Genomic DNA, 12778 nt, shown 5'->3' on the forward strand with positions numbered 1-12778 from the left:
CGCCGGCCGGGGCGTGCGCGGTGCGGCCCTCGGCGATGCGGCGGACCAGCTCGCGTGCGTCGCGGGGCCGTTCGTCGGGCTCCTTGGCGAGCAGGTCGAGGATGATCCGGTCGACGTAGTCGGGCAGTTCGGGGCGGTGGCCGCGCGGCGGGCGCGGCGGGGTGTCACGATGTCCGATCAGCACGGCCCACGCGTCCTCCATGTCGAAGGGCGGCGCGCCGGTGGCGAGCTCGTACAGCACGCAGCCCAGCGAGTACAGGTCGCTGCGCTCGTCGACGCCGGTGCCGCCGATCTGTTCGGGCGACATGTAGTGCGGTGTGCCCATGGCGATGCCGGTGGAGGTGAGCTTGGAGGTGAAGCCGATGTCGTGGCCGAGGCGGGCTATGCCGAAGTCGCAGATCTTGGCGGTGCCGTCGGTCAGGCGCACGATGTTGGCGGGCTTGAGGTCACGGTGCACGATGCCCTGTTCGTGCGTGTAGGCGAGCGCGGCGGCCACCTGGTCGGCGATGTCGACGACATCGTCGACGGCGAGCGGCCGCTGGCGGTTGTCCTCGAGAAGCTGGCTCAGGTTGCGGCCCTCCAGGAGTTCCATCACCAGGTACAGGACGCCTTCGTACTCGCCGAAGTCGTGCACGACGGTGACGCCGCGGTGCTGCAGCGCGGCCGCGACCCGGGCCTCCCGGCGGAAGCGTTCGCGCAGGACGCGGGTGAAGGACTGGTCGCGCTCCGGGCCGAGCGGCTTGAGGCACTTGACGGCGACGTGCCGCCCCAGCGACTCGTCGCGTGCCCGCCACACCTCGCCCATGCCGCCGCGGCCGATCCGGTCGAGCAGTCGGTACCGCCCATGGATCAGCCTGGACTCCCAGGTGTCCTCCGACTCTCGCATGTCCCGCTCTCGCCCCCGTCGACTGTCTGTTGCGCCCTCCCCGGCCCGTCCAGTATGGCTACCCGTCCGGCGAGCCTGTACGGGCCCGGGCGCGCGCCGGGTCCGAGCCTGGCCACCGCCCGGAGGATGTGTTTCGGAGGGAGTTGCCAGCGTACGCGGGCGGGGACGGCGCGCAGCACGGCACCCGTGGCACGCAGGCGGCGGGTGGTGACGGCGGGCGCGGGCGCCGGCGCGCCGTACAGGCGGCGGGCGTACGGGGGCAGGGAGGCGTAGGCGAGGTTCGCGACGTGCCGCCACAGCAGCTCGCGGGCCGGGACCAGCAGCGGGTGGGCGGGCGGGCGCCGGAGGAACGCGTCGACGGTGCGGGCCTCGGGCCCGGCCGAGAGCCGGCGGCGCACGGTGTCGAAGTAGGCGGCCAGTTCCTCGCGGCTGCCGGGCACGTCGTCCGGGTCGAGGCCGACGAGGCGGGCGCTGGTGCGGTGTTCGGCGATGTAACGGTCGGCGTGGGTGTCGGTGAGCGGGTAGCCGGAGCGGCGGGCGATGTGCAGGTAGGAGCCGATCTCGGCGCAGTGCACCCACAGCAGCAGTTCCGGCTCGTCGACCCCGTACCGTTCCCCCGAGTCCGGGTCGACGGCGGTCAGCCTGGCGTGGATGGCCCGCACCCGCGCCCCGGCGCGCTCGGCGGCCTCGGTCGTGCCGTAGGTGGTCGTGCCGACGAAGCCGGCGGTGCGCATCAGGCGGCCCCATGCATCGCGCCGGAAGTCGGAGTTCTGCAGGACGCCGCGGACTGCGCGCGGATGCAGCGCCTGGAGGTAGAGGGCGCGTACGCCCGCGATCCACATCATCGGATCGGCGTGCACCTGCCAGGTCACCGAGTCGGGGCCGAAAAGCCCCGGATCCGCGTCGCGCATACCGCACCTCACCTCCTGAACCTCCTGAGCGCAGGCTACGCACGCGACCGGAGCGGAGCGAGCCCCGGGCGGGCTCCGGAGCGGGTCGGCCTCGCCGCGGGCGAGGTGGGCCTCGTGGATGCGCGCCCAGCGTGCCGGCTCCGCACGCGGTGCCCCTGCGGGTGGAGGTCCGGGCGGTCGGACGGGCATGAGCGCGGGTCCGTACCACCGGCCGGGGCTCTCGGTCCCGGCCTCACCGTCGTACGCGCGGCATCCCGAGGCCGATCCACGAGATGATCTCCCGCTGGATCTCGTTGTTGCCGCCGCCGAAGGTGAAGATCACGGCTGAGCGGTAGCCGCGCTCCAGCTCGCCGTGGAGGGCGGCGCCCGCGCTGCCGTCCCGCAGGGGGCCCGCCGCGCCCACCACCTCCATCAGCCACGCGTACGCGTCCCGGCGCGCCTCGGAGCCGTAGACCTTCACGGCCGACGCGTCCTGCGGGAGCAGGGTGCCCTCGTGGACGGCGGTGACCATCTGCCAGTTGAGCAGTTTCATCGCGTCGAGCTTGGTGTGGGTCTGGGCGAGCCGCTTCCTGACCCAGCCGAGGTCGATGACGCGCCGGCCGTCGGCGAGCTTGGTCTCCATGGCCCAGCGCTGCACGTCGTGCAGGGCCCGGACGGCCATGGTGCCGTGGGCGGCCAGCGTGACGCGCTCGTGGTTGAGCTGGTTGGTGATCAGCCGCCAGCCCTTGTTCTCCTCGCCCACCCGGCGCGAGGCGGGCACGCGGATGTTCTCGTAGTAGCTGGCCGTGGTGTCGTGCGAGGCGAGGGTGTTGATGACGGTGCAGGAGTAGCCGGGGTCGGACGTCGGGACGAGGAGCATCGTGATGCCCTTGTGCGGCGGGGCGGCGGGGTCGGTGCGCACGGCGAGCCAGACCCAGTCGGCGGTGTCGCCGTTGGTCGTCCAGATCTTCTGGCCGTTGACCGTGTAGTGGCCGGTGCTCTCGTCGCCCTCGCGCACGGCCCGCGTCCTGAGGGCCGCGAGGTCGGTGCCCGCGTCGGGTTCGCTGTAGCCGATGGCGAAGTCGATCTCGCCGGAGAGGATCCGCGGCAGGAAGTACGTCTTCTGCTCGGCCGTGCCGAACTGCATGATCGTCGGGCCGACCGTGTTGAGCGCCATCAGCGGCAGCGGCACGCCCGCCTGGGCGGCCTCGTCGAAGAAGATGAACTGCTCCATCGCCGTCATGCCCCGGCCCCCGTACTCCTCGGGCCATCCCACGCCGAGCCACCCGTCGGCGCCGAGGCGGCGCACGGTTTCCCGGTAGAAGCGCTTGCGCCGGGCCGGGTCCGCGGAGCGCGCGAAGGCGTTGTCCGGGACGACTTCGGCGAAGTAGGCACGCAGCTCCCTGCGCAACTGCCGCTGCTCGGGCGTCTGGTCGAGGTGCACGGCCCCTCCTGGCGGTCGACGACTCGGCTTCGCGGCGCACACAGTAGAACCCGTTTCAGAAATTGGGAATGGCGGCGTCTGGACAATTGCGTTGCCGCGCACGGCGATCGGCGTTACGTTCCGGTCTTCGCGCCGATCCGAACGATCCGAACCAGGAGCCCTTGTGCCGCACGCCGCCTGGCAGTTGACCCCGCTCACCGATCCGGCGACCGCCACCGGCGTCCGTCGGCTGGCCTGGCTCGCGCAGGACCCGGAGGGCGGCCATCCCGTGGGGTCGGCGTTCGTCCGCCTCTTCGACCGCAAGGGGCAGGAGCACGTGGCCGAGGTGGATGTGCGGGTCCATCCGGCGCAGCGGCGCGCGGGCGTCGGGACCCGGCTCATCGAGGCCGCGCTCGCCGCGGCGAAGGAGAACGGGCGGGACCGCGTGAGCGCGACCGCCGACGAGGGCTCCCCCGGCGCGGCCTTCCTGGCGGCGCGCGGGTTCCGCGTCGGGCTGCGGCTCACGTACGCGCGGCTCTCGCTGCCGGACGCGGACACGGCGGCGCTGGCCGAGACGGCCGGGCGGACGCATCCGGGCTACCGACTCGTGGAGTGGGACGGCACCGTGCCCGACGCGCTGGCCGCCTCGTTCGCCGCGTCGCGCCGGGCCATGGACGACATGCCGATGGGCGACACGGACCAGGGCAGGGCCGTCTGGGACGTGGCACGCGTGCGGGCCGCCGCCGAGGCCGTCGCGCGCCGCGGCGACCTGCTGCACACGGTGGCCGCGATCGACACGGCGGACGGTTCGGTGGCCGGATTCACGGAGCTCGTCGTCAGGGGTGACCGGGAGGGCGACGCGGAGCACTACGGGACCGGCGTGCTGCCGGAGCACCGGGGGCGGGGCCTGGCCCGCTGGATGAAGGCGCACCAGATCCTGCGGATGCGCGAGCGCCATCCGCGCCTGGCCGGTCTGCTCACGGACACGGCGGACGAGAACGCGCCGATGCGGGCCGTCAACGACGCCCTGGGGTACGTGCCCACGCGCTGCTCGTGCATGTACCGGCTCGACATCTGAAGCATCGAGGCGAGCGGGGCGGGCACCCGGGGCGGGCGCGAGTCCCGGGCGCCCGCCGCGCACCGGGTGGCCATGGTCACACCCGCCGCGCCCCACATCGGCCTCATTCAGTTGTAGAGTACAACTTAGCGATGAGTTGTAAACACCAACCTTTGGAGGTCCTGTCCATGCCCGCCGACCACAGAGCTCATCGAGCCGGGGGCGCGGGGGCCGTGCGCGGGGCGGTACGCGGTGCGGCGAGCGACGCGCACAACCCGGCGCTGCGCCACGTCCTGGTCCATCTGCTGACCCCGTTGCTGATGTGCGTGGGGATGGGGCTCGCCTATCTGGGCGCGTTCGCCTCGCCCGAGCCGCACCATCTGCCGGTCGCCGTCGTCGGTTCGGGTCCCGAGGCGAAGGTGTTCGCGCAGACCGTGAAGGACAAGGCGGGCGACGCGCTCGACGTGCGCACCCTGGACGCCCGCGCCGCCGCGGTCGACCAGCTCAGGACGCGGAGCATCGACGGCGCCTACGTACTCGGCGACGGCCGGGGCGCGGCGCCCGAGCTGATCGTGGCGTCGGCCGGGTCCGACACCACCGCCTCCGCCGTGGAGAAGATCTTCACGCCCGTCGCGGCGCGGCAGGGCGAGCCGCTGAAGGTGACCGACGTGGCGCCCCCGGTGCCGGACGACCCGACGGGCCAGGGCCTGTTCTTCCTGCTCGTCGCGCTCAGCATCGGCTCGTACGCGTCGGTGGCGGTGCTCGGCGGGGCGGGTGCGGCGCTGCGGATGCGGACGAGGGCGCTGCTCGTCGTCGCCGTCTCCGGTGCGGTCGGACTCCTCGGCGCCGCGTTCGCGGGGCCGGTCTTCCACCTGGCGCACTCGAACCTGTGGGGCGTGTGGGGCATGGCGTGGCTGTACTCGGTGGGCATTCTGCTGGTCGGCGTCGGCCTGCACACCTTCTTGAAGCGGTGGACGACGCTCGCGGTGATGGTGCTGTTCGTGATGCTCAACTTCACGAGTTCCGGCGGGGTCTTCCGCCCCGAGTTGCAGAACGGTTTCTTCGGGAGTCTGCACGCCTTCTGGAACGGCGCTGGTTTCGTCGAGGGCACCCGCAGCCTCCTCTACTTCGACCACTACGGCCTGGGTCGCTGGGTGTGGACCCTGGTGGCCTGGGCTGCCGTGGGCGCAGTGCTCCTCGGGGTCGCCGCGACGGCCGAGCGGCGGCGGGCCGGGGAACGGATCGAGCAGACCGAGGCGGAGGCGGAAGAGGAAGAGGAGACGGAGGAGGAGATGGAGGAGGCGGTCGGCGTCTGACGCCCCCGCTCCCCCGTACGCGCGCGGAATGTCCTTGGCGCGGCCGCGCAGCATGAACGCCTGGACGATCTCGATGACGCCCAGGCCCACCAGCCACCAGCCCCCGACCAAAGTGAGCACCGCGACCGACCTGAACGGCGAGACGATCAGGACGATGCCGGCCATCGCGCTGACGATGCCCAGGAAGATCTGCCAGCCACGAGCCGGCATCTGCGCGTCGGAGACGGCCGCGGCGGTCTGTGTGATGCCGCGGAACAACCAGCCGATGCCGATCCACAGGGCGAGCAGCAGGATCGACTGCAGCGCGCCGCGGAAGCAGAAGAGGCCCAGCAGGACCGACACGGCACCGCTGATGAACGCCATCACCCGCAGCGCCGTCGTGACGTGGGTGCCGAAGGCGGACACCAGCTGGAAGACGCCGCTGACGACGAGGTAGACGCCGAACAGGACACCCGCCGCGAGCAGCGAGGCACCTGGCCAGACGAGGACGAGCACGCCGAGGACCAGCGCGGCGACGCCCGCGAGCAGCACGGCCTGCCAGGCGGCGTGCGCAAGTCTGCCCAGGGGCCCTTCCGGGGGCCGCTGCGGCTGCTCCGGCTCCTGCTCACCGCGGATGTCCTGCTGCGAGCTGTGGCGTTCGAACGGCGCTTGGGTCATGACGGCACTCTCCGTGTGGGGCTCGGGCCCTGCCAGCGGGGCAGGGCCGAACGGGTGAGGGACGGGGAACCGGTGGTCGGGGCCGGTCGCGGGCAGGGCTCAGGGGTTCGTGGCACCCTCGGGCGCGTCGGCCGCCACCGGCTCACCGGCCCCGGCTGTGCCGGGTGTTCGTACGGAGCAGACGAGGGCGTCGTCCTCGACGTCCGCCACGACGGTGTCGCCGGGCTCGGCGTCGCCGGACAGCAGCAGCGAGGCGAGTCGGTTGTCGAGCTCGGTCTGGATGGTGCGGCGCAGCGGGCGCGCGCCGAACTCGGGTTGATGCCCGTGGGCGACGAGCAGCTTCTTGGCCGCCTCGGTGACCTCCAGGGTGATCCCCTGCGCGTGTACGCGGCGCCTGCTGCGGTCCAGGAGGTGCTCGACGATCTCGCCGAGGTCGTCCTCGGTGAGGCCGTGGAAGAGGATGATCTCGTCGATGCGGTTGAGGAACTCCGGCAGGAAACGGCCCCGCAGATCCTCCATCAGCTCGTCCTTGATCTCCGACACATCGCCCCGGTGGGCGAGGATGCGCTGCGCGCCGATGTTCGACGTCATGATGACGACGCAGTTGCGGAAGTCGACTGTGCGCCCCTGCGCGTCGGTCAGGCGCCCGTCGTCCAGGACCTGCAGGAGGGTGTTGAAGACGTCCGGGTGGGCCTTTTCGACCTCGTCGAAGAGCAGCACGCTGTAGGGCTGGCGGCGGACCTTCTCGGTCAGCTGCCCGGCCTCCTCGTGTCCGACGTATCCGGGCGGAGCCCCGACCAGACGCGAGACGGTGTGCTTCTCCTGGAACTCGCTCATGTCGAAGCGGACCATGCGCTTCTCGTCCCCGAACAGCAGCTCGGCGAGCGCTTTGGCCAGTTCGGTCTTGCCGACGCCGGTGGGGCCGAGGAACAGGAACGAGCCGACGGGACGGTTCGGGTCGCCCATGCCCGCGCGGTTGCGGCGGACTGCCTCGGAGACGGCGGTGACGGCCTCGTCCTGGCCGACCACGCGCGCGTGCATCGCGTCCTCCAGCTTGAGGAGCCTCTCCTTCTCGCCTGCGGTGAGCTGGGAGACGGGGATGCCGGTGCGGCGCGAGACGATGTCGGCGACGTCGGACGCGGTCACCTCGACGACGCCTTCGCGCCGCTCCTCGATACCCGCGAGCTCGCCCTCGATCTCGTTGATCCGCTTCTTCAGCTCGGAGGCCCGCTCGAAGTCCTCGGCGGCCACGGCCTGGTCCTTCTCGCGGGTCAGCTGGGCGATGGTGTCCTCCCGGCCGACGACCTCGGTGGAGCGGGACGCGCTGCGCAGACGGACGCGGGCGCCCGCCTGGTCCATGACGTCGATGGCCTTGTCGGGCAGGAAGCGGTCGCTGATGTAGCGGTCGGACAGCTCGGCCGCGGCCGCCAGCGCGCCGTCGCCGAAGCGGACCTGGTGGTGCGCCTCGTAGGCGTCCCGGAGCCCCTCCAGGATCTGTACCGTCTCTTCGACGCTCGGCTCGGGGATGGTGACCGGCTGGAAGCGGCGCTCCAGGGCGGGGTCCTTCTCCACGTACTTGCGGTACTCGTCGACGGTGGTGGCTCCGACGACGTGCAGGTCACCGCGGGCGAGCGCCGGTTTGAGCATGTTGCCGGCGTCCATGGCGCCCTCGCCGCTCGCACCCGCGCCGACCATGGTGTGCAGTTCGTCGATGAAGACGACGACGTCGCCGCCCGCGCCCCGGACGTCCTCGATGACCTTCTTGAGGCGTTCCTCGAACTGGCCCCGGTACTGGGCTCCGGCGACCATCGCGGACAGGTCGAGGGCGACGACCCGTTTGCCCTTGAGGGTGTCGGGCACCTCGCCCGCCACGATCCGCTGGGCCAGACCCTCGACGATGGCGGTCTTGCCGACGCCGGGCTCCCCGATGAGGACCGGGTTGTTCTTGGAGCGGCGGGAGAGGATCTCGATGGTCTGCTCGATCTCCTCGGCCCGCCCGACGACCGGGTCCAGCTTGCCCGCCCTGGCCTCCTCGGTGAGGTCCCTGCCGTACTCGTCGAGGGTGGGCGTGGTGCTCGGGGCTGCCGTGGCGCCCGAGACGGGCACGCCGTCGGCGCGGGCCGCCACATCGGCGCCGGAGCGCAGCCGGTCCAGGTCCACGCCCTGGGCGCGCAGCAGCCGGCCCGCGCCCGCGTCGGGGGCGTCGAGCAGGGCGCCCAGGATGTGCTCGGGGCCGATGTAGGAGACACCGGCCGCCTGCGATCGGGCGTGCGCGGCGGCGAGGGTGCGCTTGGCGGCCGGGGTGAGACCGGGCTGCGCGGAGGGTTCGCTGTCCTCGCCCGGAAGGATCTTGGCGATGGTGTCGGCGAGCGCGTCGGGTTCGGCTCCGGCCCGGGCGATGAGCGTACGGGCCGGGTCGACCTGCGTCGCCGCCCACAGCAGGTGCTCGGTGTCCAGGTCGGAACTGCCGTCCTGTGCGGCCTTGTTGGTGGCCTTGCCGATCAGTTCGCGGGCCGAGTCGGTCAGCAGACGTCCGATCGGCACCCGCTGCACGGCCGGGGGCGCGGAGCCGGGGGCCATGCCGAAGAACCGGTTGAGCAGTTCACCGAAGGGGTCGGGTGAGCCGAAGGGCGATCCGTAGGACATCGACATGAGGGAGCTCCCGTCGGGACGTCACGGCAACACCCTTCACTCAAGCAACACCTCACCAAGTTCGCAAAGCGTGGAGAAGCAGCACAATGGGACCATGACCGCACATCGGCACTCCGACCCCTTCCCGGTGCGCCGGGTCTACGATCCGCCCGCCCCTGACGACGGCACGCGTCTGCTCGTGGACCGTCTGTGGCCGCGGGGCCTGTCCAGGGAACGAGCCGCCGTCGACGACTGGCTCAAGGACATCGCGCCCTCGCGGGAGCTGCGCTCCTGGTACCACGAGGACCGCGAGCACCGGTACGACGACTTCGCCGAGCGCTATCGCGCCGAGCTCGACGACCCGGTCCGCACGGACCTCGTCGATCACGTGCGCGAACTGACTCAGCAGGGCCCGGTCACTCTGGTCACCGCGGTGAAGGACATCGAGCACAGCCATGTGCCGGTGCTGGTCCGCCGCATCGAGGAAGAAGAGTCAGAAGACGAGTAGCACCGAGTGAGACGAGGGAGAAGCGAGATGCGGGCCGGGCGCCCGCTCCCCGCTCAGGCGGCGAGGCAGACCGCTCCGCCTGCGTGGCCGCCTGCCGCCTGCCGTGAGTGCTGCGCGGCGCGCACCGATACGAGGGAGGTGACGGCGACGGCCCTGCGGCGCCTGGCCGCGTACACCAACTCGGCCTGCGCACGCTCCAGTACGTCGCCGAGGCCGAGCCCCAGCGCTCCGGCCACCGCGGCGAGCATCTCCGACGATGCCTCCTTGCGGCCTCGTTCGACCTCGGAGAGATAGGTCATGGAGATGCCCGCCACGCCCGCCACGTCCTGCAACGTGCGCCCCTGCTCGCGCCGTTCGCGCCGCAGGGCATCTCCCACCACATGCCGCCACAGCGGCTCGGGACCGGGCACGGCACGGTGTGCCGGGCCGTCTGCGTGGCTGCTCGTCCGCGTCGTCATCACCCCAGGCTAGGCGCGCGTCCGGGCGAGCGGGCGGTACTTCGCTCAGGGCGATACTCCGCTGCTCAGGGCGACACCGCGCGCTCCCAGTCACAGGGCGGGGAGGGGCAGTTGTGCGCGTCGTGCTCCTTGAGCGCCACGCTCACCAGACTGAGCAGCAGGTGCACGTCGGTGTCGCAGTCGAGCAGCACCGTGATCCACGACGAGTCCGGCCGCATACGGATCGCGCTGTTGTGGCTCAGCTGGGGCAGCAGCCGCTGCACCACCGGCGAGGAGAGGTACAGATCGGCGCAGTCGTCGGAGTGGAAGTGGACGAGATCGTGACCCGCGCATCCGAAGGCGTGCCCAACCGAGCACCGGGGCGGGCCACTTACCAGGTTCGGCCATGTCCCGAGTTCGGTCATGGCGCGCTGGGCCGCGGTCATGCCCCCATCCTCGCGCACCTTTCACCTGAAGGACCACCCCCATCCACCTCCTCGTCCCGAGGAAAGTCCGTCCTTGTAGGGTGGACCGCCGCGACGAACCGAGGAGCCCCACATGGCCGCACACCTGCCGACCACCGAGTGGCAGAAGGTCACCGCACGGGACATCGCCACCAATGGGATCACTCTGCGTGTTCATGAGCACGGTCCGGACTCCGGGTCCTCGGACAAGCCGCTGGTGGTGCTCTGCCACGGCTTTCCCGAGCTGGCATTCTCCTGGCGGCATCAGGTCATGGCGCTCGCCGCGGCGGGCCACCGGGTGATCGCGCCGGACATGCGCGGGTACGGCGGCAGTTCGCGGCCCGCGGACGTCGACGCGTACGACACGCTCACCCTCTGCGACGACCTGGCCGGGCTGCTCGACGCGGTCGGCGCCGACGACGCGGTGTTCGTGGGGCACGACTGGGGCGCGATGGTGGTGTGGCAGATGGCGCTCGCCCACCCCGAGCGGGTCAGGGCCGTGGCGGGGATGAGCGTGCCCGCGGCGCCCCGCTCCCCCGTGCCGCCGGTGCCTGTGCTGCGCAGGCGCCTGGGCGACGACTTCTACATCGTGTGGTTCCAGGAGCCGGGCGTCGCCGACCGGGCGCTCGCCCACAACGTGCGCCGCACACTCCTGACGCGCGAGATCTACTCGGCCGACTGGGCCGCGCGCCCCGACGAGAACCACCCCGCGCCGCCGTGGCTGAGCCCGGAGGACCTCGACCTCTACGTGGAGACGTTCGAGCGCACCGGCTTCACCGGCGGCCTCAACTACTACCGGGCCATGGACCGCACCTGGGAGCTGACCGAGCACTTGGACGGCCGCACCATCGACCAGCCGTCGATGTTCCTCACCGGCTCCAAGGACCCGGTGGCTCGCTTCATGCCGGACGACAAGATCGGGCAGGTGCTGACCGATCTGCGCGTGCGGGTCGTCGTCGAGGGCGCGGGGCACTGGGTGCAGCAGGAGAGCCCCGACGAGGTCAACGCGGCGCTCCTGCAGTTCCTCGCGGGCCTCGACGCCTGATCACGCCTGACCGGACCGGGCGGGCCGCCCGGCCGGGCGGCCCGTCGGGACCCACGTCAGCGGAAACCGTCGGACTCGACGGGATCGTCCAGCTCGAAGCAGACCTCGCCGCAGTCGTCGGCGGTGCCGGGCGCGGCCTTGACCGTGGCGCCCACCCACACCAGGTGCGGCGCCGTGCCCACGATGCGACAGGGCACGACGAAGTCCTCGGGGAAACGGACCAGCGACTCGTTGCGCGCGACGCCGGTGCCGCGGTGCACCACACGGGAGCGGACCACGATGCCCGGTCCCGCACTGTGCTCAGTCGTCAGGTCACCGCCCGCGCAGACCGGGCACAGCAGCCTGCGGAACGACGCGGTGCCGCACCAACGGCACCGCTGGTAGGCAAAACCCGTCTCGGTTTGCGTCTCGGTGCTCTTCGGCACCATCACGCCGATACCGCTCCCGGACATCCCGACCTCCCTCGGCCACCCCGCACGTCCTTGGTACGCACCGGCCCCGCGGCTCGGCGCCCGGCCAGCGTATGACACTCAGTGCCGCGCGGTAAAGACACCGCGTACCCTTCAGGTCGACTCAGTCCTCGCGCAGGGCTGACTCGACGCGCTGGATGACGCGCCACATGGGGGCACCCTTGGGCGCGACCATGACGACGACCTCGTCGTCGGACGTCCCGCCGGCACCGGCCGGGCCCGCCTCTCCCCATATCCTTCGCACGAGACCGAGCGCGTGGTCGACCGACGCCTCCGCGTCGCCCTCGCCGCCCGAGCGCAGCCAGGCCCGCAGGCCGTTGTTGTGCGCCGCGACCACGGCCGCGGCGACCACCTCCGCGCGCAGCGCCCCGTCCTCGGCATCGGCCCACCGCCGCGTCAGATACCCGGCGAACGTGCGCTCGTAGCGCCGCACGAACGACAGCTCATAGGTGCGCAAGCCCGGCACCTGGCGCGTCAACCGATAGCGCTGCACGGAGAATTCGGGGTTCGCGGCGTACATGCGAAGGACGATCCCGGCGGCCTCCAGGACCACGTCCACGGCGTCCCGCGTGTCGTCCGCCGCGTCGAGGAAGGCCGTCATGTCGGCCAGGCAGCTCTCGTGGTCCGGGAAGACCGCGTCGTCCTTGGACGGGAAGTACCGGAAGAAGGAACGCCGCCCGACCCCGGCCCTGGCCACGATGTCGTCCACGGTGGTCCGCTCGAACCCGCGCTCCATGAACAGCTGGAACGCCGCCTCGGCCAGCACCTCCCGCATCGGTGCCTTCTTCTGTGCCTCGTGGACCTCGCGCGCCTCGCTCATGCCGGGAACGTAACACCGCACCGCCCATATTGGCACTACGTACCTTTACAGAGGGAACTGAGTGCCATACGTTGGTCGTGAGAGAACCGCTTGAGCGAGGAGAGCCGGCGTGAGCTTGAGGATCGTTGTCACTGTGAAGTACGTGCCGGACGCGACGGGGGATCGGCATTTCGC

12 protein-coding genes and 1 pseudogene are annotated in these 12778 nt (G+C 71.7%); 4 read left to right on the forward strand and 9 right to left on the reverse strand.

The window, feature by feature from the left end:
* From OFY01_RS09870 to OFY01_RS09880, 3 genes are all read right to left on the reverse strand, one after another.
* Positions 1-886 (reverse strand): serine/threonine-protein kinase (locus OFY01_RS09870; protein ID WP_266598367.1); only part of this gene is annotated, 886 nt, incomplete at its 3' end.
* Positions 850-1797: an oxygenase MpaB family protein gene (locus tag OFY01_RS09875; protein ID WP_266598369.1), complete on the reverse strand. Its 948-nt coding sequence runs from the start codon at positions 1795-1797 to the stop codon at positions 850-852. The genes OFY01_RS09870 and OFY01_RS09875, both read right to left, overlap by 37 nt.
* Before the next feature lie 232 nt (positions 1798-2029).
* The gene (locus OFY01_RS09880; RefSeq protein WP_266598371.1) at positions 2030-3220 is read right to left on the reverse strand and encodes an acyl-CoA dehydrogenase family protein; all 1191 of its coding nucleotides are present in this window, start codon (positions 3218-3220) and stop codon (positions 2030-2032) included.
* A 163-nt stretch (positions 3221-3383) separates the two neighbouring features.
* Between OFY01_RS09880 and OFY01_RS09885 the strand changes: the two genes are divergently transcribed.
* A complete protein-coding gene (locus OFY01_RS09885) occupies positions 3384-4277 on the forward strand; it encodes a GNAT family N-acetyltransferase (RefSeq protein ID WP_266598373.1) in 894 nt (297 codons plus the stop codon).
* Positions 4278-4576: 299 nt separating this feature from the next.
* A complete protein-coding gene (locus tag OFY01_RS09890) occupies positions 4577-5572 on the forward strand; it encodes an ABC-2 transporter permease (RefSeq protein ID WP_266598386.1) in 996 nt (331 codons plus the stop codon).
* 21 nt (positions 5573-5593) lie between these two features.
* Here OFY01_RS09890 and OFY01_RS09895 read toward each other — a convergent pair.
* Together OFY01_RS09895 and OFY01_RS09900 are read right to left on the reverse strand one after the other, a co-directional pair.
* A pseudogene (locus tag OFY01_RS09895) lies at positions 5594-6229 on the reverse strand (HdeD family acid-resistance protein); the annotation flags it as partial.
* Positions 6230-6328: 99 nt separating this feature from the next.
* On the reverse strand, positions 6329-8881 hold the full coding sequence (locus OFY01_RS09900) for an ATP-dependent Clp protease ATP-binding subunit (RefSeq protein ID WP_266598375.1): 2553 nt from the start codon (positions 8879-8881) through the stop codon (positions 6329-6331).
* Positions 8882-8975: 94 nt separating this feature from the next.
* Between OFY01_RS09900 and OFY01_RS09905 the strand changes: the two genes are divergently transcribed.
* Positions 8976-9368, forward strand: coding sequence for a DUF488 domain-containing protein (locus OFY01_RS09905; protein WP_266598377.1), 393 nt, complete (start codon positions 8976-8978; stop codon positions 9366-9368).
* A 53-nt stretch (positions 9369-9421) separates the two neighbouring features.
* Here the strand turns inward: OFY01_RS09905 and OFY01_RS09910 are convergent, their stop codons facing one another.
* Complete coding sequence (locus tag OFY01_RS09910; protein ID WP_266598378.1) at positions 9422-9826, reverse strand: helix-turn-helix domain-containing protein; 405 nt, start codon at positions 9824-9826, stop codon at positions 9422-9424.
* A 65-nt stretch (positions 9827-9891) separates the two neighbouring features.
* Entirely contained in the window at positions 9892-10251 is a 360-nt protein-coding gene (locus OFY01_RS09915) for a luciferase domain-containing protein (protein WP_266598380.1), read from the reverse strand.
* Positions 10252-10363: 112 nt separating this feature from the next.
* On the opposite strand from OFY01_RS09915, the gene OFY01_RS09920 reads away from it, so the two are divergent.
* Positions 10364-11314, forward strand: a complete 951-nt coding sequence (locus tag OFY01_RS09920) for an alpha/beta fold hydrolase (protein ID WP_266598382.1) — start codon at positions 10364-10366, stop codon at positions 11312-11314.
* Positions 11315-11370: 56 nt separating this feature from the next.
* Here the strand turns inward: OFY01_RS09920 and OFY01_RS09925 are convergent, their stop codons facing one another.
* Together OFY01_RS09925 and OFY01_RS09930 are read right to left on the reverse strand one after the other, a co-directional pair.
* Positions 11371-11766: a Zn-ribbon domain-containing OB-fold protein gene (locus tag OFY01_RS09925; RefSeq protein ID WP_266598384.1), complete on the reverse strand. Its 396-nt coding sequence runs from the start codon at positions 11764-11766 to the stop codon at positions 11371-11373.
* Positions 11767-11887: 121 nt separating this feature from the next.
* The gene (locus OFY01_RS09930; protein ID WP_266598388.1) at positions 11888-12559 is read right to left on the reverse strand and encodes a TetR family transcriptional regulator; all 672 of its coding nucleotides are present in this window, start codon (positions 12557-12559) and stop codon (positions 11888-11890) included.
* Positions 12560-12778: the final 219 nt, after the last annotated feature.

The sequence above is a fragment of the Streptomyces beihaiensis genome (genome assembly GCF_026274175.1).
Taxonomy (GTDB): Bacteria; Actinomycetota; Actinomycetes; order Streptomycetales; family Streptomycetaceae; genus Streptomyces; species Streptomyces beihaiensis.